The organism is Blautia sp. LMAG:89, assembly GCF_008679485.1.
Classification (GTDB): domain Bacteria; phylum Bacillota; class Clostridia; order Lachnospirales; family Lachnospiraceae; genus Blautia_A; species Blautia_A fusiformis.
Genome location: NZ_NANC01000003.1, coordinates 57501 through 77355 on the forward strand (window position 1 = coordinate 57501; position 19855 = coordinate 77355).

General features: G+C 45.7%; 14 protein-coding genes, 1 tRNA gene and 1 rRNA gene (1 of these 16 running past the window's edge). 15 read left to right on the top strand and 1 reads right to left on the bottom strand.

The features are described from left to right. From CCC70_RS00525 to CCC70_RS00540, 4 genes are all read left to right on the top strand, one after another. Positions 1-2124 (top strand): 23S ribosomal RNA (locus tag CCC70_RS00525); it begins 763 nt to the left of the window's first position. Between the two features lie 116 nt (positions 2125-2240). Next, positions 2241-2311, top strand: a tRNA-Trp gene (locus CCC70_RS00530). A 179-nt stretch (positions 2312-2490) separates the two neighbouring features. Continuing rightward, positions 2491-2805 (top strand): hypothetical protein, encoded by a 315-nt coding sequence (locus CCC70_RS00535; protein ID WP_278603636.1) that lies wholly within the window; start codon positions 2491-2493, stop codon positions 2803-2805. Between the two features lie 54 nt (positions 2806-2859). After that, positions 2860-3252, top strand: a complete 393-nt coding sequence (locus CCC70_RS00540; protein WP_278603635.1) for a hypothetical protein — start codon at positions 2860-2862, stop codon at positions 3250-3252. A gap of 378 nt (positions 3253-3630) precedes the next feature. On the opposite strand, the gene CCC70_RS00545 is transcribed toward CCC70_RS00540, so the two are convergent. Then, positions 3631-4224 carry a 50S ribosomal protein L25 gene (locus tag CCC70_RS00545; RefSeq protein ID WP_114001939.1) on the bottom strand — a complete coding sequence of 198 codons (594 nt, stop codon included), beginning with the start codon at positions 4222-4224 and terminating at the stop codon, positions 3631-3633. A gap of 648 nt (positions 4225-4872) precedes the next feature. On the opposite strand from CCC70_RS00545, the gene CCC70_RS00550 reads away from it, so the two are divergent. From CCC70_RS00550 to CCC70_RS00600, 11 genes are all read left to right on the top strand, one after another. Further along, positions 4873-6009 (top strand): ABC transporter ATP-binding protein, encoded by a 1137-nt coding sequence (locus CCC70_RS00550; protein WP_021651250.1) that lies wholly within the window; start codon positions 4873-4875, stop codon positions 6007-6009. A 79-nt stretch (positions 6010-6088) separates the two neighbouring features. Continuing rightward, the gene (locus tag CCC70_RS00555; RefSeq protein WP_015525321.1) at positions 6089-6952 is read left to right on the top strand and encodes a carbohydrate ABC transporter permease; all 864 of its coding nucleotides are present in this window, start codon (positions 6089-6091) and stop codon (positions 6950-6952) included. After that, complete coding sequence (locus CCC70_RS00560; protein WP_022427089.1) at positions 6952-7869, top strand: carbohydrate ABC transporter permease; 918 nt, start codon at positions 6952-6954, stop codon at positions 7867-7869. The genes CCC70_RS00555 and CCC70_RS00560 overlap by 1 nt, the downstream gene beginning before the upstream one ends. A 142-nt stretch (positions 7870-8011) precedes the next feature. Further along, positions 8012-9373 (top strand): ABC transporter substrate-binding protein, encoded by a 1362-nt coding sequence (locus CCC70_RS00565; RefSeq protein WP_118625110.1) that lies wholly within the window; start codon positions 8012-8014, stop codon positions 9371-9373. 212 nt (positions 9374-9585) lie between these two features. Continuing rightward, a complete protein-coding gene (locus CCC70_RS00570) occupies positions 9586-10962 on the top strand; it encodes a sugar transferase (protein WP_118609214.1) in 1377 nt (458 codons plus the stop codon). Positions 10963-11044: 82 nt separating this feature from the next. Then, positions 11045-11788: a glycosyltransferase family 2 protein gene (locus tag CCC70_RS00575; RefSeq protein WP_118625112.1), complete on the top strand. Its 744-nt coding sequence runs from the start codon at positions 11045-11047 to the stop codon at positions 11786-11788. A 114-nt stretch (positions 11789-11902) separates the two neighbouring features. After that, entirely contained in the window at positions 11903-13267 is a 1365-nt protein-coding gene (locus CCC70_RS00580; RefSeq protein ID WP_118625114.1) for an acyltransferase family protein, read from the top strand. 7 nt (positions 13268-13274) lie between these two features. Beyond that, complete coding sequence (locus CCC70_RS00585) at positions 13275-14576, top strand: adenylyltransferase/cytidyltransferase family protein (protein ID WP_015525326.1); 1302 nt, start codon at positions 13275-13277, stop codon at positions 14574-14576. A 3-nt stretch (positions 14577-14579) separates the two neighbouring features. Continuing rightward, positions 14580-16859, top strand: a complete 2280-nt coding sequence (locus tag CCC70_RS00590; RefSeq protein WP_118625116.1) for a LicD family protein — start codon at positions 14580-14582, stop codon at positions 16857-16859. Positions 16860-16890: 31 nt separating this feature from the next. After that, positions 16891-18045: a LicD family protein gene (locus CCC70_RS00595; protein WP_114001936.1), complete on the top strand. Its 1155-nt coding sequence runs from the start codon at positions 16891-16893 to the stop codon at positions 18043-18045. Next, on the top strand, positions 18038-19855 hold the full coding sequence (locus tag CCC70_RS00600; RefSeq protein ID WP_118625118.1) for a thiamine pyrophosphate-binding protein: 1818 nt from the start codon (positions 18038-18040) through the stop codon (positions 19853-19855). The genes CCC70_RS00595 and CCC70_RS00600 overlap by 8 nt, the downstream gene beginning before the upstream one ends.

Consider the following 19855-nt stretch of genomic DNA (forward strand, 5'->3'; position numbering starts at 1 on the left):
ACCGAACCCACATCCGTTGAAAAGGGTGGGGATGAGGTGTGGATAGGGGAGAAATTCCAATCGAACCCGGAGATAGCTGGTTCTCCTCGAAATAGCTTTAGGGCTAGCCTCGGTGTGAGTCTTGCGGAGGTAGAGCACTGAATTTCCTAGGGGGCGTCAAAGCCTACCGAAGAATATCAAACTCCGAATGCCGTGTAGATATCACCGGGAGTCAGACTGCACGAGATAAGTTGGGCGGTCAAAAGGGAAAGAGCCCAGACCTACAGTTAAGGTCCCAAAGTGCGCGTTAAGTGGAAAAGGATGTGGGATTTCGAAGACAACCAGGATGTTGGCTCAGAAGCAGCCATACATTCAAAGAGTGCGTAATAGCTCACTGGTCGAGAGGTCCTGCGCCGAAAATGTCCGGGGCTGAAACGCGCCACCGAAACTAAGGAATCTGAAAAGATTGGTAGAGGAGCATTGCATGCGGGAAGAAGCAGTACCGTAAGGAGCTGTGGACTGCATGGAAGAGAGAATGCCGGAATGAGTAGCGAGATAGAGGTGGGAATCCTCTAGGCCGAATATCCAAGGTTTCCAGGGTAAAGCTGATCTGCCCTGGGTGAGTCGGGACCTAAGGTGAGGGCGAGAGCCGTAGCCGATGGACAACAGGTTGATATTCCTGTACTGCAGTATGACAGAACTGTGGGGACACGTAAGGAGAGCGGGAGCCGGGAATGGAAAGCCCGGTACAAGCGAGGTACCAGTATGGTAGGAAAATCCGCCATGCAATGGGAAGACGTGATGTGGAGTGAATTTTAGTAACGAAGCCCGTGAGCCATGCGTCAAGAAAAGCCGCTATCGTTCATATTGTACCCGTACCGTAAACCGACACAGGTGGATGAGGAGAGAATCCTAAGGCCGGCGGAAGAAGTATTGCCAAGGAACTCGGCAAAATGGCCCCGTAACTTAGGGAGAAGGGGTGCCTGCGAGAGCAGGCCGCAGAGAATAGGCTCAAGCAACTGTTTAGCAAAAACACAGGTCTATGCGAAACCGAAAGGTGAGGTATATGGGCTGACGCCTGCCCGGTGCTGGAAGGTTAAGAGGAGAGGTTAGCGGTAACGCGAAGCTTTGAATTTAAGCCCCAGTAAACGGCGGCCGTAACTATAACGGTCCTAAGGTAGCGAAATTCCTTGTCGGGTAAGTTCCGACCCGCACGAAAGGCGTAATGATTTGAGCGCTGTCTCGGCAATACATCCGGTGAAATTGAAGTGCCAGTGAAGATGCTGGCTACCCGCGCCAGGACGGAAAGACCCCATGGAGCTTTACTCCAGTTTGGCACTGGGGTCCGGTGTTGCATGTACAGGATAGGTGGGAGGCTGAGAAACGGTAACGTCAGTTGCCGCGGAGCCGCTGTTGGGATACCACCCTTGTGATATTGGGCTTCTAACCAGCCGCCGTGAACCGGCGGTGGGACAATGCCAGGCGGGGAGTTTGACTGGGGCGGTCGCCTCCGAAAGGGTATCGGAGGCGCCCAAAGGTTCCCTCAGAATGGACGGAAACCATTCGAAGAGTGCAAAGGCAGAAGGGAGCTTGACTGCGACACCGACGGGTGGAGCAGGTACGAAAGTAGGGCTTAGTGATCCGGTGGTATTAAGTGGGAATGCCATCGCTCAACGGATAAAAGCTACCCTGGGGATAACAGGCTTATCACTCCCAAGAGTTCACATCGACGGAGTGGTTTGGCACCTCGATGTCGGCTCATCGCATCCTGGGGCTGTAGTAGGTCCCAAGGGTTGGGCTGTTCGCCCATTAAAGCGGTACGCGAGCTGGGTTCAGAACGTCGTGAGACAGTTCGGTCCCTATCCGGCGTGGGCGTAGGATATCTGAGAGGAGCTGTCCTTAGTACGAGAGGACCGGGATGGACGGACCGCTGGTGGACCGGTTGGCTTGCCAAAGCCATGGCCGGGTAGCCAAGTCCGGAAGGGATAAACGCTGAAGGCATCTAAGCGTGAAGCCCCCCTCAAGATGAGATATCCCATTCTTATGAAGTAAACCCCCTTGAAGACGACGAGGTAGATAGGGCAGAGGTGGAAGTGTGGTAACACATGGAGCTGACTGTTACTAATCGGGTGAGGGCTTGACCAAGAAACGCAGGTTAAGAATTGATTCAAGAGTTTGATTAACAATCAACAAGCATGTATGTAGTTTTGAGAGTACAATGTAAAAGAATTTGTGGCCAACAGCCACTTTTTCTTGTATATAGGGGATTGGTCAAATGGTATGATAGGGGTCTCCAAAACCTTTGGTGGGAGTTCGATTCTCTCATCCCCTGCTCCTTAGGAGCCTGAAAGCCTTTAAAATCAAGGCATTCAGGCTCTTTTGTTTTGTCCAAAAAGGGCAGGGTACCAACTTTGGGGCTCTGCCAAAATCCAGACAAAAAGGAGGTTGCACGTCAAAGATTTCTTACCCCGGTATGATTGCAAATTAGAACATTTTGAGCAAGAGATGGAAATGAATTACGATGAATTTGTGTCATATTTATTAAAGAAATATGGACCAGCTAAATATGATTATTTTACAAATGCTACTTGTAAAACTAAAAGTAAGCGAATTTCAAGAACTAAAGAAGGGTTATTTTGTCATCATATAGATGAAGATAAAGGCTATATGCTTTCGCATACAGGATGTGCATTAGAACAACCGTTTGAGTACCAAAAAGCAGAACGTCTAGTTTATTGTAATTATATTGAACATTTATTACTTCATATATTGATTGGAAAAAACGCTTTTTGGTCTAAACATCAAAAGTTAATTGCACCTAAGTAATTTTCTTATTTCATTGTTCCAGGTGTTTCTTATATTTGTTCAGAAATAAATTTATTGTATGACCAAAATGGAAGTTCTGTAGAATGGAGAAATAGGTGTTTTAAAGAAATAGAAAACAATTTTGAAGATTATATTTACATATTAAATTCATTTATTCAATATATAGTGGATAATTATTCTGGAAATATAAATCAAAAAGAAATTATGGTGGGACAACATCTTATCCACAAAGAACTGGGAGAAGGCATCATTACTGATATAGATGGTGAAGAAATATTTTCGGAAGTGACTATTCAATTTGCAAATTGTAAGAAAGTCATTTATAGAAATCAGATTGATAAAGGAGATTATCATAAGGAAATAAGGAACATTAAAGAGAACCTTGCTTCCGATACATATAGTAATGTGATAATAAAATCTGTATATAATCGTTTAGTAGTAGAGTGAGGTTAAGAAACAAGGCGAAGCCGATACGCTGTAGGGCAGTTTTTGACGGAGCGTTTATAGATCGCTAACAAAAATTTACTAAGGAGTGTTGATATGTGTCAGGCTGTACAGGAAATGTGTGATGATGCAAGAGCAGAAGGCAGAACACAGGGGTTTACAGAGGGTGAAAGCATTGGGCTTCAGAAACAGGCGCTGCTTACTGCACAGAAAATGCTCAAAGACAGCAGATTACACTGGAAGATATCTCTAATTTTTCCGAGTTGCCGCTGGATGAGGTAAAGAAATTACAAATGAAATAACATTCTTAGAATTATGTAAACAAAACCAGGGGATTGCCACCAGGCAATCCCCTGAAATATTTCATATGAAATTATAAAATTACTTCGCTTCAGCTTCAGCGCCTTCAGCGTCCTCATCCTCTTCCGGAGCTGCCTCATACTCACCGATATGAACAACAACTGCATCCTCAGGAGTGATGAAGTGGACGTGTTTGCCTTCCGGGATCGGGAGGTCTTTTACATGGATATCACGGACGTCTGCAGGATAGCCGTTGAAGTCGATGACGATGGTGTCAAGAAGGTTGGACGGATCTGCTTTGTAGTGGATCTCTTCCATCTCCTGCTCAACGATACCCTGAACCATGTCGGTGTGCTCCAGTTTGACAGCGACTGTTGTGGAAACCTTCTCACCGGCTACCAGTGCCTGGAAATCCAGAGCCATCAGCTGTTTTTCAATTGGATTATAGTCAATATTTTTTACCAGGGCATCAACTTTTTCGCCTTCGATGTCCAGGTAAACCTGTGTACCTTCTTTATTTGCTTTAATGAATTTGGCTGCCTCGGCACCGTCAAACTGAAGTGCTACAGGCTCTTTCATTTCTTTTCCACTAAGAATTCCTGTGACGTAACCCTCACGTCTTAATTTTTTAGCTTTTACATTCGGGTTTCTTTTCTCTGCTTTCAATGTGATCATGTCAAATTCCTCCTCCTGATGCATGGATTCCGGTAATGTTGCTGTTCGCGCTGTTCGCAGTAACACGAATTCTGCATTTCTTTTCTGACTGGGATTATTATAGCACTTCTCGGACGAGGTGGCTAACAAAAAGTTAGAAAATTTAAGAACAATATTTTGTATTGTTTGACTTATATACAAAACTTCAAGGGTAAAATTAGACAAAAACAAAGCATATATTTGAGATTTTACAGAAAAAATTAAAACAACATAAAAAATTGCACAAATCAAGTGATCATAAAAGCCTGAAAGTTGTCATTTATCTGGAAGAGAGGCAAGTATTAAATATGAATATTCTATTTTTATTTGATTCAGATATGCGAGGAGACGGGAAATATCCATATTGCTGACATATTGGAGAGAGCTGTTGTGATCAATGTAATAAAAATTGGAAGATATGATGCAGGACAGAGATGACGGCGAAAGAAGGTGGCAACATAACGCGATGGGTATTTTACTCTGGAGAAAGAATTTAACGGAATTGCATATAATTTCTGAAACAATTTAACATACAATTCACAAATCTTTATCTCAACCACGATATCTGAACAGCCGGAAAAATCCTATACTACAAACTATGTGAGCGAGAGAAGAGAAAGGAGATAAGTAATGTCAGAAATTGCACTCAGAAATGTATGTAAGCAATTTGATTCGGAGCATTACGGTGTGAAGGATTTTAATCTTGATATACATGATAAAGAGTTTGTGATCTTTGTAGGTCCGTCCGGATGTGGAAAATCCACCACTTTGCGTATCATCGCAGGCTTGGAGGAGATCACAGACGGTGAGCTGTGGATCGACGGTGAGCTTTCCAATTATCTGGAACCGAAGGAGAGGGGAATGTCCATGGTGTTCCAGAACTATGCCTTATATCCGAACATGACAGTTTATGGAAATATGGCATACGCCTTGAAGATCCGTAAGCTTCCGAAGGATGAGATCGACAGAAAGGTCCATGAGGTGGCAAAGATCCTGGAGATCGACCAGCTTCTTGACCGGAGGCCGGCGGCTCTTTCCGGCGGTCAGAAACAGCGAGTTGCCATTGGAAGTGCAATTATCCGGAAGCCGAAAGCCTTTCTCATGGATGAGCCCCTTTCCAACCTGGATGCAAAGCTCCGTGCTCAGATGCGTGTGGAGCTTGTGAAATTACATAAACAGCTGGACACCACCATTATTTATGTAACGCACGACCAGACAGAGGCCATGACTCTTGGGACTAAGATCGTGGTCATGAAGGATGGTCTGATCCAGCAGGTGGGAGCACCTCAGAGTATTTATGACAATCCGGTAAATCTTTTCGTGGCAGGCTTCCTTGGTTCTCCGTCCATGAACTTTTTCCGGTGTACGGTAAAAGCAGAAGAAAATAATCGCACGGCCCTTCTTCTGGATGATGCCAAAACTGTGAAAAAGGTTTATCTGGACGGAACCAGAGGAAAACAGATCGCAGACAGATATAACGGCAGACACGTGATCCTTGGAATCCGTCCGGAGGATATCTACGAGTTTGATGAGGCGAAAAAGCTTGGTATTGAAAATGAAAGCGTAGATGTAGATGAGCCTGTAGTAAACCGCGAGATGCTGGGAGCGGAAGTGATCCTCTATTTTGATGAGCAGGGCAAAACCCTGGCAGTCCGCTTAAGTCCGGAAAATCAGACACAGGTAGGGGAGAAGGTTTCTCTGTATTTTGATATGGAGAAGGCCCATGTGTTTGATCCGGAGACAGAAGAAAATATTTTTGTGTCATGAATTTATGTCACGGAAGAGCTTGAGTACAGGCAGATCAGCCTGTAGATAGAATCTGATTATGCAAGGAGGAGAAATAGTTATGGAAAATAACAGCAAAAGCAAGATCACACCGTACTTATATCTGGTGCCTTGTATGCTTATTTTTGGAATTTTTCTGTTTTATCCGTTTGTGAAAACAATTTATTTAAGTCTTTACAAGACTAACAAGATGGGACAGGCAAAGCTGTACGTTGGTCTGGGAAACTATAAAGAACTGCTTCAGTCAGCATCCTTTATCAACAGTCTGAAGGTAACGCTGATCTTTGTGCTGATCGTTGTGGTCGGCGGCATGCTTCTTGGTCTGATCGCAGCAGTGCTTTGTAACAAGGCGTTTCCGGGAATCCGGGTGTTCAGTACATCCTATGCTCTGCCAATGGCTATCGCATCCAGCTCTGCAGCAATGATCTTCCAGATCATGCTCCACCCGGCAGTAGGTATTGTGAATAAGCTTACCGGCCTGGATATCAACTGGCTGAACGATCCGAACACGGCTCTGATCTGCGTAGCCATTCTTACTGCGTGGCTGAACAGCGGGATCAATTTTCTGTATTTTTCCGCAGGACTCGGAAATATTGATGAGACCATTTATGAGAGAGCTTCTGTGGATGGAGCCAGCAGTGTGCAGCAGTTTTTCAGCCTGACGCTTCCGGGACTTTCCCCGATCATGTTTTACACACTGGTGGTAAATATCATACAGGCCTTTCAGTCCTTTGGACAGATCAAGATCCTGACAGAGGGTGGTCCTAATGAGTCTACCAATGTTATTGTTTATTCCATTTACAGGGATGCGTTTTTTAACTACCGCTTCGGAAGTGCGGCAGCCCAGTCTGTTATCCTGTTTGTGATCATCATGATCATCACACTGATCATGTTCCGTATTGAGAAGAAGGGAGTGAATTACTGATGAGCCAGATGGAAAATATGGCAGTCCCGGCAGTGGGAAACATGTCAAAAGAGGAGCTTCTGGAGCTGAAAAAAGCTATGAATGCAAAGGCTCTTGCAAAGAGAAGGACAAGAACAGCGCTCCGTGTTACGGCAAATGTGGTGTTTGCAGTTCTGATCCTGCTTCCATTGCTTTATGCCATCAGTATTGCACTGATGCCTTCCAGTGAACTGTTTACTACAGAGTTGAATCTCTTTCCCAAGAATCCGACCTTTTCCAACTTTATCAATGCATTCCGCACCGTTCCACTTCTCCGATTCATATTGAATTCCTTTATCATGGCGGGATGCATTACCATCGGACAGATCATTACCTGTTCTCTTGCTGCTTTTGCGTTTTCTTTCCTGGAATTCAAAGGAAAAGGTATTCTCTTCATGGTTGTGATGGCAACCATGATGGTTCCGGGAGAGGCAACGATCATTTCCAACTACCTGACGGTATCAAGCTGGGGAATGCTGGATACTTATCAGGTACTGATCGTGCCTTACCTTACATCCGCAATGGGAATTTTCCTGTTCCGTCAGTTTTACATGACTTTCCCGATCTCACTGTATGAATCGGCAAAGCTTGACGGCTGCAGCAATCTGAAATTTATCGTAAGGATCCTGCTTCCGCTGACAAAATCCGCTATCGGCGCTATGGCAGTGTATACCTTTATCAACGCATGGAATATGTACATGTGGCCGCTGCTTGTAACAGGCTCCAACAATATGCGAACCGTTCAGATTGGTATCAGTATGCTGGATAGTGTGGATTCACAGTCTATCACCCTGATGATCGCAGGCGTTGTTATGATCATCATTCCGTCCATTTCCATCTTTATCGTTGGACAGAAGCAGCTGATCAGAGGAATGTTCTCGGGTGCAGTCAAGGGCTGATATCGGAGCAGGCAGCAACCCTGCAGCATCCTGCTGTAAGGGGAAAATATTGCAAAAAGATACTGCAAAGTCGTAAGACGGGCAGTTCATCTTATATAAAAAAATGAAAAAAGAGAAAATTTTTCAAGAGGAGAAAAAAGTTATGAAGAAAAAAATCATCGCAGCTTTCCTTACCACAGCAATGACTATCGGTTCTCTTTCCGGAGTAACTGTATTCGCCGCAGATGCCGGCACAGATGAAAAAGTGGAAATGGCAGATGCTTCCGATGTAGACGGAACTACCATTACCTTCTGGCATTCCATGGGTGGTGTCAATGGTGAGGCGATCGATACACTGGTAAAAAAATTTAACGATGAGAATGAATACGGAATTACGGTAGATGCTCAGTATCAGGGTGAATATGATGATTCCCTGAACAAGCTGAAAAGTGCACAGATCGGAAACATGGGTGCGGATCTTGTACAGGTATATGAGATCGGAACAAGATTCATGATCGATTCCGGATGGATCGTGCCTATGCAGCAGATGATCGACGCAGACAGCTACGATGTATCTGAGATCGAGCCGAACCTGGCTGCATACTACACCATCGACAATGAGCTGTACTCCATGCCATTCAACTCTTCCACACCGATCATGTATTACAACAAGGATATGTTTGATAAAGCAGGCATCACAGAAATTCCGGACAGCCTGGAGGGCATCGGTGAGATCGGACAGGATCTTCTGGACAGAGGCGGCGCAGGCGAGGTAATGTCTCTTGGAATCTACGGATGGTTCTTCGAGCAGTTTATCGGAAAGCAGGGCCTTGAGTATGCAAACAACGGAAACGGACGTAAAGAGGCTGCTACAGCTGTTGCTTTTGATGAGAACAGTGCTGCAAAAAATATCCTTACAGCATGGAAGGATCTTAACGACAAGGGCTTCGCACCGGTCGTAGGAAAAGGCGGCGATGCAGGTCTGGCAGATTTTTCTGCAGGAAAATCTGCGATCACTCTTGGCTCCACAGCTTCCCTAAAACAGATCCTTCAGGATGTAAACGGAAAATTTGAGGTTGGTACTGCATACTTCCCGAAGATCAAATCCAGTGACGAGGGCGGTGTTTCCATCGGAGGTGCATCTCTTTGGGCACTGAACAACAATGATCCGAAAAAGCTTCGTGCAACATGGGAGTTCGTAAAATTCCTGATCTCTTCGGAGTCTCAGGCTTACTGGAACGCACAGACCGGATATTTCCCTGTAACTGTAAAGTCTCAGGAAGAGCAGGTATTTAAGGATAATGTTGCAAAATATCCGCAGTTCCAGACAGCGATCGACCAGCTCCATGATTCTTCCGCCGACTATGTAGGCGCTCTGTTAAGTGTATTCCCGGAGGCAAGAGCTACCGTGGAATCCGAGATTGAAAGTATGCTCAACGGAAAAGAGGATGTGGATACAGCTGTGAAAAACATGGCAGATTCCATCAACAAATCCATCGAAGAGTATAACCTGGTGAATGAATAATTCGAAAAGGCGTGGAAACTGAAAAAGAAAAATAAATATATACAGCCAAAAATCCCCGGGTAAACTCCAGGGGATTTTTGCTATAGTCACGGAAAAAAACATCCTGACAGGAAAATATCAGGAGAAAAATCAGAGGAATCTCTGGACGTAAGAGTATATATTGGCTATAATGATGAAGTTAATATCTACTCCTCAGGAAGGAAGAAAAATCTGTGAATAGAAGTAAAAGAGAAGATTATAAGAGATTTGTGGTATTTTGTCTGGCAAGTCTGATCGTGATCGCACAGGCAGCGATCTTTGCTTATGTATGGTATGATTTTTACAGTGACCTGATCCTGAAGCCATTCTGGAGAAAGGGTAACTGGGTAATGATCCTGATCTATGCGCTGATCTATCTGATGTTTGCCAAGCTTTACGGAGGTCTGAAGGTAGGCTATCTGAAGCGTATCGATGTATTTTATTCATTGACGCTGGCAACGATCTGTACCAATGTTGTGACGTATTTTCAGATCACACTGATCAACAGATGGTTTATGTCGGCCAGACCGGTGATCGAAATGACCGGAGTCCAGATTGTTGTGACGGTACTGTGGATCTGGGGCTCCAGGTATATTTACTCCAGACTGTACGGAGCCAGAAGGCTGCTGGTGATCTACGGAGACCGTGATCCCGGTGATGTGATCCACAAGATGAACACCCGAAAGGATAAATACGATATCAGCGGTAAGGTTCATATCCGTGAGGGCGAAGAGAAGATCCATGCCATGATGGAAGATTATGAAGGCGTGATCATCTGGGATCTTCCGTCCCAGATCCGAAACAAGTATCTGAAATATTGTTTTTCTCATTCCATCCGTTGCTATATGAGCCCGAAGATTTCCGATATCATCCTGCTTGGAACAGACAGGATCCATCTGTTTGATACGCCGCTTCTGATGTGCAGGAATCAGGGACTTTCCATGGAGCAGCGTGCAGCCAAGAGAGTTCTGGATATCATTGTTTCCGGACTTGGGATCATCGTATCCTCACCCATCATGCTGATCATTGCCATTGCGGTGAAGGCTTATGACGGCGGTCCGGTATTTTATCTCCAGGATCGTCTTACCTATCAGGGAAAGGAATTCCGCATCCGGAAATTCCGAAGCATGTGTGTGGATTCCGAGAAGAACGGGGCGCGTCTTGCGTCCAAGCACGATTCCCGTATCACACCGGTAGGACATGTCCTGCGTAATCTGCATCTGGATGAGCTTCCCCAGCTGTTTAACGTGTTTATGGGTGATATGTCTCTTGTAGGTCCACGTCCGGAACGAGATGTGATCATGCAGGAATATGAGCAGGAAATCCCGGAATTCCACTATCGTCTTAAGGTAAAAGCCGGACTGACCGGTTATGCTCAGGTATATGGCAAATATAACACCACACCGTATGATAAGCTGAAGCTGGATCTGTTTTATATTGAAAATTATTCATTCCTTCTGGATATCAAGCTTCTGTTTATGACTGTAAAGATCTTTTTCCAGAAAGAAGTTTCCGAGGGCGTGGATGATAATCAGAAGAACGCTCTTAAGGATTCCGAAGACAAAAAATAAGTAACGAAACGAAATGCGTGTCAGGCTGCGGCAGATCATCCTGACGCGCATTTTGTGGATAGAGAGGACGGAGGTTGTTTTTATGGAAAAGCCGTTGGTTTCCGTAGTGATGCCCGTATATAACGGGGAAAGATATATTGGAAAAGCGATCGAATCAGCACTGGGACAGGAGGTTCCGGTAGAAGTGCTGGTCATTGATGACTGTTCTGCAGATGGCACAGAGCTTGCTGTAATGAAATATATGGACAGCGGAAAGATCCGTTATATCCGAAATGAACAGAATATGGGTGCTGCCCGTTCCAGAAACCGGGGCGTAAAGGAAGCCAGGGGAAAATATATCGCATTTCTGGATGCGGATGACTGGTGGGGAAAGGGCAAGCTGAAAGCCCAGACAGAGGTTATGGAACAGACCGGCTGTGCGATCTGCTCCACCGGAAGAGAGCTGATGACGCCGGATGGGCGCACTACCGGCAAATATATTCCGGTAAAGGAACGGATCACATACAGGGAGCTTCTGAAGCATAACAGCATCAACTGTTCTTCCGTATTGCTGCGCAGAGAAGATGCACTTGCGTTTCCAATGGAGCATGATGACAGCCATGAAGATTACATTACCTGGCTCCGGATATTGGGAAAGGGAGGATTTGCAGCAGGGATCAACAGACCTTACCTGAAATACCGGCTCAGTGAAGGGGGAAAATCCAGAAATAAGCTGAAGTCTGCGGCAATGACTTATCAGGTGTATCGGTATGTAGGATATGGTCCGCTGAAGAGTCTGTTTTTCTTTGTTTCCTATGCGCTCCACGGGATATGGAAATACCGTTGAAAAATTCTGGAAAAGGTGAATAATTCTGACATATATTAATTTTTTATTTCCAAATTCATAAATATATGTTATTATTTATTCATACTTTTATCAAATATTACAAGGTGGAAACAAATGAAACAGAGAACGGATAACCAGGGAGTGCCGTATTCTTACCTGGTCGATAACATTAAAGTAGTACTGATCTTTCTTGTCGTATTTAATCATCTGATCGCATTTCAGCTGGTCAAGGTGGACATGGTGGTGCGTTATGTATGGTATGGGATCACCATTTTTCACATGCCTGCTTTTATTTTTATATCCGGATATCTTTCCAAGAAGCCACAGGATGTACTGAAGAATGTGAAGAATCTGCTGATCCCTTATATTCTTGGATACAGTCTGACCTGGTATGCGTATATCTGGACCGGCAGAAGCATGGATTATGAGCTGCTCCGTCCGTCCGGAACAGTTATGTGGTATGTGCTGGCACTGTTTATCTACAGGCTGACTATCGAAGCACTTGGCAAGATACGTTTTATCGTGCCTCTGAGCATTATTTTTGCATTGTGGGCAGGAACAAGACCGGAATTTACGACTTATCTTTCAAGCTCCAGGATTGTTGTATTTTTTCCGTTTTTTGTGGCAGGCTATCTGTGGAAGAGTGATTACACAGACGTGGTCCGTAAATTCAAGGGTAAATGGATCCTGCTCCTGGTTTCAGCCCTGCTTTTGTATGCAGTTCCGAATTTTATGATCGCCAATGAGATCCCGGTAGATATTTTCCGTGGGAATCATACGTATCAGTTATCGGGAATGGATGATATCACAGGAATGCTGATCCGCCTTCTGATGTATCTGGTATCTTTTGTGCTGGTGCTGACGTTTCTAGCATTGATCCCGGATGTGAAGCTGCCGGTTACCTTTGTTGGAAGAAATACCATGGGGATTTATTTTTTCCATTATCCGATCATGATCGTACTCAACGGCCTGTTTCTTCTCAGCATCCCGCAGATGCTGAATGTCTGGGTGCTTTTCGGAGTATCCTGGGTGCTTGTGCTGATCCTTGGAAGCAAGCCGGTATCTTTCCTCTACGGAGGGGTACTGAACCTGCTTACATTTATTCTGTTCAAACGTGAGAGACAGGTGCAGGATGAAGGACTTGAGGATGAATATGATGAAGATGACCGTTATGAGATCATACTGAAAAGAAAGAAAGCCATTGAGGAGCTTGCGGCAACTCTGGACGAGGAGGATGCACGTAAGGTGAAGGACGATGTGGCGGCTGTACTGGAACATGAGACAGAAGAGACGGAAGAAATCCGTGACGAGGATTTCTTTGTAGATGAGGATCTTGAGATGGAGGAAGGCATGGATGATGCCGGAGCTCCACAGGAATTTGAGCAGCTCCAGGACCTGGATGATATATTAGAGATCACAGAACCGCAGGGGGAAATGGAAGTGCTTTTGAAAAATAAAGAAGAGAAAGCGCAGGATTAAATTAATAATGAAAAAAGTCATTACTTACGGTACCTTTGATCTGTTCCACCAGGGACATTACAATATTCTGAAAAGAGCCAGGGAGCTGGGGGATTATCTTGTTGTGGGTGTCACCAGTGAAAGCTATGATATCGAACGCGGCAAGCTGAATGTACAGGACAGCCTTTTGAAGCGTATCGAAAATGTCCGCAAGACTGGTTTTGCGGATGAGATCATTGTAGAGGAATATCAGGGGCAGAAGCTAAATGACATTACAAAATACAATATCGACCTTCTGGTAGTCGGTTCGGACTGGCGTGGCAAATTTGATTATCTGAAGAATTACTGTGAGGTCGTTTATCTGGAACGTACCAAAAATATTTCCAGTACCAAGCTCAGAAGTGAGGGTATGATCTACAGCATGGGCATTGTTACGGATGATACAGAGGACAACGAAATGGTGATGGAGTCCAAGTATGTCAGCGGACTGCATGTAGAAAGTGTGTATTCCGAGGACGTTTTTGTTGCGAGAGAATTCTGTGACAGATACGAACTTGACTCTTATGGTACAGATTACGGGCAGTTTCTGGAAGGATTGGATATCATTTATATCCGATCCGGTCTGAAAAACAGGGCAGATTATATCCGAAAGGCACTGGAATGTGATAAATATGTGATCAGTGACACGCCTATGGCTCTGGAGCCGGAAGAGATAAGAGAGTTGTTTGCACTGGCAAAGGCACATCAGGTTGTTCTGGTAGAGAAGCTTACCATGGTCTATCTGCGCGCGTTTACGCAGCTTGTCTGGCTGACACATGGAGCGCTTGTGGGAGATGTGGTAGCTGTAAAATGCGCGATTTCTCAGGATGATTTTGAGGGCGGAAAGAATTTCAGTGAAACAGTCAGCCAGGCGCTGTGTGCATGCATCAAGCTTCTCGGTAAGGATTACCTGGAGGTGAAGAGCAATGCGGTGAAAAGCAGTGACGGCTGCTTTATTTATGATATGATCACGATGAAGTATCTCCGGGCACTGGCGACCATTGAGATCGGAACAACGGTGGATGTGGAAAACGAGCTTGCGATCATCGGAACCAGGGGGCGTATCACCGTACCCGGTGACTGGTGGAATACCGGATATTTTGAAGCCAAAATAGAAGGTCAGGAATTCCTGAAACGCTACAGCTTTAATTTTGAGGGAAATGGTCTTCGCTATCTGCTTCAGGAGCTGGTCATCATGATCCGTGACAGACGGACAGAATGTACGAGATTTTTTTATGAAGAATCAGAAACTCTGGCTGAGCTTTTGAAAATAATTAATCAAAGAGGTTGACAGATGACAGAAAAACAGAAGCTTCTTTTGCAGCTCTTCCGGGAGGTTGACGCGATCTGCAAAAAGCATAATCTTAGATATGTAATGGCCGGAGGTACTCTGATCGGTGTTCTTCGAAATGAAGGCTTTATCCCATGGGACGATGATGTGGACATTTACATGCCCAAAAGTGACTGGGATAAATTTGTAGAAATATGTCAGAACGAGATGCCGCCGAACCGGGCGGTTTATTGTGCAGAAGTGGACCGTAATTATACCAACGGTTTTCCGCGCTACGGAAGTACGGATACCTGTGCGATCCACAAGCATCAGATCATAGGAGACGACAAGGCTGGTGAGATCATTGACGTACTGACTCTGGATCCCATTCCGGATGATGACCGTGAGTATGAGAAATACCGGGACCATATGATGATCTATACGGAACTTCTGAATATCAGCATGGTCGTGGGAGTCAGATGGGAAATTTCTCCCTGGCGGTATCTGTACTGGCTTTTCCGCTATACCTTCTGCGGAAAGGACAGAACCTTAAAGAAATTGGAGAAGATCATGTTTTCTTATAAAGAAGAGGAGTGCAGCCGCTATGCCATGCGATGGGGAGGCTGCCCGTTTCTTTTTGACAAGGATATGATGTTCCCTGTAAAATATATGGACTTCGAGGGCGAAAAGGTTATGATCCCTCACAGGACCAGCGATTATCTGATCTGGCATTACGGGGACGAATGGTCCTATATACCGCCTCATGGGGAAAGAGAATCTCATGAGTCTGTTGATGTTCCGGGCGCCAGCTATCAGGAGGTGCGGGATGAATATATGCCAAGGATCGACAAAAAACGTATCCGCAGACAGATGCTTTTCCGCAAATTCTACTGCCTTCTTATGGCAAAGGGAGACCATAAACAGGATGACAGACGAAGAAGGATCAAAGCCGGTGTTGTAGCCCGGGATGTGTCTGCCCGACTGATGAGATCCGAAAAAACAGCGGAGACCCTGCTGAAAGAGAGAAGATATGATGTGCTTGGTGAGATCTTTGAGGAGTATTACCGTGTACAGCTCAGCATGGAGTTTATCGGACGTGAGGATTTTAAGGGGATCCGTCCGTTCTATCATCCGGTCCTGATCCCGCTGGAGGATGAGGCTTTTCAGGCGGCCATGCTGACACTGATTTATCAGGAGCGTGTTTCCAAGGCATACCGTATGTACGAGGTACGTAAGAAAATGGATCATCTTACTCCGGAAATGGAGCAGACAGTGGAGGATATCCGACGTTTCCGAAAAGCAGCCAGCCACTATGAATTTAAAGAAATGCAGGAAGCAGAGGCGATTGTGGATGATCTTCTCAGAAAATATCCGGATGCTCCGGGATTCCTGAAATTTAAATGCCGGTTTGTGATGGAGCGCCTGGAAGGACCGCAGAATGCTTCAGAAGCGGAGAAATTTCTGTCTTACTGCCTGAGAGTATTTCCCCAGGATGGATATTTTATGAAATATAAGGGGGATCTTCTCTGGAAAAAGGGCCTCCGGAACGAAGCAATGGCAGAGTATCTGAAAGCCAGAGAATGCACCAATAACGGCATTGTGCAGCTGGAACTGGATAAATTCCTGAAAAAACAGAAGTCCCAGGCGATCCGGGACTGTCGGGATCTGCTTGGAAGCCAGAGAAGATCAGAAGCACTCTCTCTGATGGAGTTCTGGAGCAGACTGATGCCGGAGGATGAGGAGATCAGAGGCGCTCTTTATCTTGCGAAGGTATATTCCGTCCGTACAAAAGGGGAGCTGGAAGAGCTGGTGAGAGAGCTTTGCAAAGAACTGGGGATCACCGGTAATTCTCCAAGGGAGGGAACCCTTGAGGAGCCAGTGTACAAAGAGGCACTTACCTGTGCATGGCAGAGATTCGGCTATCCCAAAGCACTGGCAGAGGGCCGTACCAGGATCCTGTGCAGTGAGGAAGAGGGCGAGATGGAATATCTGGCAGAGGAGATCCGCAGCTTTCTGGTTCATAAGGAATGGCAGGGAGAGGTATACAAGCTTCTGGGAGATATCCGGAAGAAACAGGGGCGTACCCGGGAAGCCTTCGAAAATTATTTCCTGGCATTGGATCATGAGCCGCATCCCTATATAAAAAATGAGCTTTCCAGGATCTTCCTGGAGGATCTTTACGATGGAAGCCGGCGTACCGGATTTTTCGCAAAGAAGGCAGACGTGACAGAATTTCTGAACAGCTGGCTGGATAAGTATAAAAGTCAGGAGGAGCTTCAGGAGCTTCTGAAGCGGATCCTGTAATGACAGATCAACAGAAACGAGGCAGAGTGTATTGAACAGAGAACAGCAGAAAGTACTGGAACTTCTAAAAGAAATAGATACCATATGCAGAAAAAATAAGATCACATATTATCTTTCTCCGTATCTTACCCTCTGTGCGGTAACGGAGCGCCCTTTTCCCATGAATCCGGCAAGCAATGATATTTATATGAAGACCGGTGATATGGCCCGGTTTAAAAATATCTTTGATGAAGAACCAGAGCTGCGCAGAACTCTGGAATCTATGGAGAATAACAGCCGTTTCCCCGGATTTTTTCTGCGTTATACAGATAAAGATACATTGTTTTATAAGCTGGACGAGTATGGAAAATACAAACATCCGGGACTGGGGATCAATATCCTTCCGCTGCAGTGTGAATATGGCCCAAAGGGAAAATATCTCTGGAACCGTATGCGCGAAGAGGGATGGAAAAGAATCTACGGAAAAAAAGGCGAGTGGCGGAACCGGCGTGAGCTGGGATGTATCTGGATGGTGCGAGTCCTTTCTCTTTGCGGACGAGGCTGGCTGGCAAAGAGCATATTCCGGGATCTGCTCCGGCAGCCGCAGGATGGCGCAAAAACCTATGTACTCCGATATTTTGACCAGAATCTTTATTTTCCTGCGCATATTTTTGAAAATCCCGGGGAGGCAATGCTTGGAGGAGAATCCTTTATGGTCCCGGGAAACACAGACAGCTATCTCACCCGGGCCTACGGCAAAAATTATCGAAATAAGTCAATGGAAAACTATGTTCCCGGCTCGCTGGTGGTGTGCAGCACACTGATCCCATGCGAGGAATTTCTGCAGCAGTCAAAGGAACTGAAGAAATTTGCTTCTGTCAGGAAGAAAAGGGAAAAGCGCAGGCAGTTTGGAATGAATTACCGGGAATATCTTGCACAGTGCTGGGATTATGCAAAATTCTGCGGGGAAAAATATACCTGTGCACTGGCTTATCGCAAAAAGCTCAGCTATATCCGGAATCTCTTCAAAAATGAAGATTATGTGGAACTGGAAAAAGCATTTGCAGGATATACCAGGATGAATGATCGCTGCCTGAAATATGAAGAAGCATTTGAAACAGATCCGGAGGTTTTTGACCTGTATCTTAAGTATCTGGAAAAAACAGGAAGGATCTCGTATATGGAGAAGGTAAAAAAATATGTCTAAGGTCAAGCTTACAGATTATGTTGTGGAATTTTTGCAGAAAAAAGGGATTCATGATTTTTTTGGATACCAGGGAACCATGATCGCACATCTGGTAGATTCCATTGAAAAGAATCCCCATGCAAGAAGTCATTCCAGCTATCATGAGCAGGGAGCTGCTTTTGCCGCCTGCGGTTATGCTCAGGCAAAGAATGCCTGCGGCTGTGCCTATGCCACCAGTGGTCCGGGAGCTGCCAATCTGCTTTCCGGTGTGGCAGATGCGTATTTCGATTCTCTTCCGGTGATCTTTATCACCGGACAGCTGAATACCTATGAATATTCCGGTATTACAGGCCTTCGTCAGCAGGGCTTTCAGGAGATCGATATGGTTTCCATGGCAAAGCCGGTAACCAAGTACGCGGTGCAGGTCCGTGATCCGAAAAATATCGTTCGTGAACTGAATCTTGCATGGCAGATCGCCAATACAGGACGGAAAGGGCCGGTTCTTATCGATCTTCCCATGAACGTGCAGAGAGGCGAGGTGGAAGATCCGGCTTATGATATGGAATTTTCCGAGGAAGAGATCGAGACAGCTGTATATGGAAAAAATGATCCGGAAAACGGGGCAGCCTTTTACAGGGATGCAGTTGCAAAGGCGGATTCTTCTGATGGAGCAGAGGCGGCAGAATATATTCTGGATAAGATCAGGACTGCAAAACGGCCGGTATTTATGATCGGTCACGGAGCTTCCGGAGAAGCAGAAAAAATGCTCACAGATCTGGCGCGTGCCCATCACATTCCGGTGATCACAAGCGTACTTGCCCGGTCCGCACTGAGCTTTGATGATCCTTTGAACTTCGGGTGCATCGGAGGTGCCTACGGACACCGGTATGCAAATATGATCGCCAATGCAAAAAGCGACCTTCTGCTCTGCTTTGGAATTTCCCTGTGTACCCGTCAGATTGGTACTAAGGTTCATGAGTTTGCGAAGAATGCCGAAATCATCCGTGTGGATATTGATCCTTATAATCTTCAAAGAGAGATCCATGAGGGAAGAGAAGGTGAGAAATGCTTTTGCGTCAGCGCAGAGACTGTGGTGCGTAAGCTGACAGAGCAGCAGGCACAGATCGGTTTCTATGAGGAATGGCTTGCTGTCTGCCAGAAGATCCGTAAGGAACTCTGGAAAGTGGACGATGAGACACCGCAGCGTTATCCGAACCGCATGATCGCATATTTGAGTGATCAGCTTTCCGATACCGGAGCGGTTGCTGTGGATGTGGGACAGCATATGGTATGGAGCTATCAGTCCTTCCACAATCAGCAGGGGCAGAAGACACTTTTTTCCGGCGGACATGGTGCTATGGGATATGCACTTCCGGCGGCTATCGGAGCTTATTATGCTACCGGCAAGCCGGTGGCATGTATCTGCGGAGACGGAGCCTTCCAGATGAATATCCAGGAGCTGCAGTGGGTGAAGCGTGAGAATATCCCGGTGAAGATGATCGTAATGAATAATGAGGCTCTGGGAATGATCCGTCATCTTCAGAGAGATTATTTTGACTGTGTATATGCGGATACCTCCGATGGCAGCGGATTCTCGTCCTGCGATTTTACAGATGTGGCGCAGGCTTACGGAATTCCTGCAAAGCGCATCCAGGGAGAAGACGTGGAAAAATATGCCGGTGGATTCCTGGAGCAGAACGGACCGGAGCTTCTGGAGATCATGCTGGAGCATGGAACCTACGCATACCCGAAGACCTGTCTGGGTGAGCCGATTCACAATCAGCAGCCTTATATACCGAAACCGATATTTGATGAACTGATGGAGCTGTAA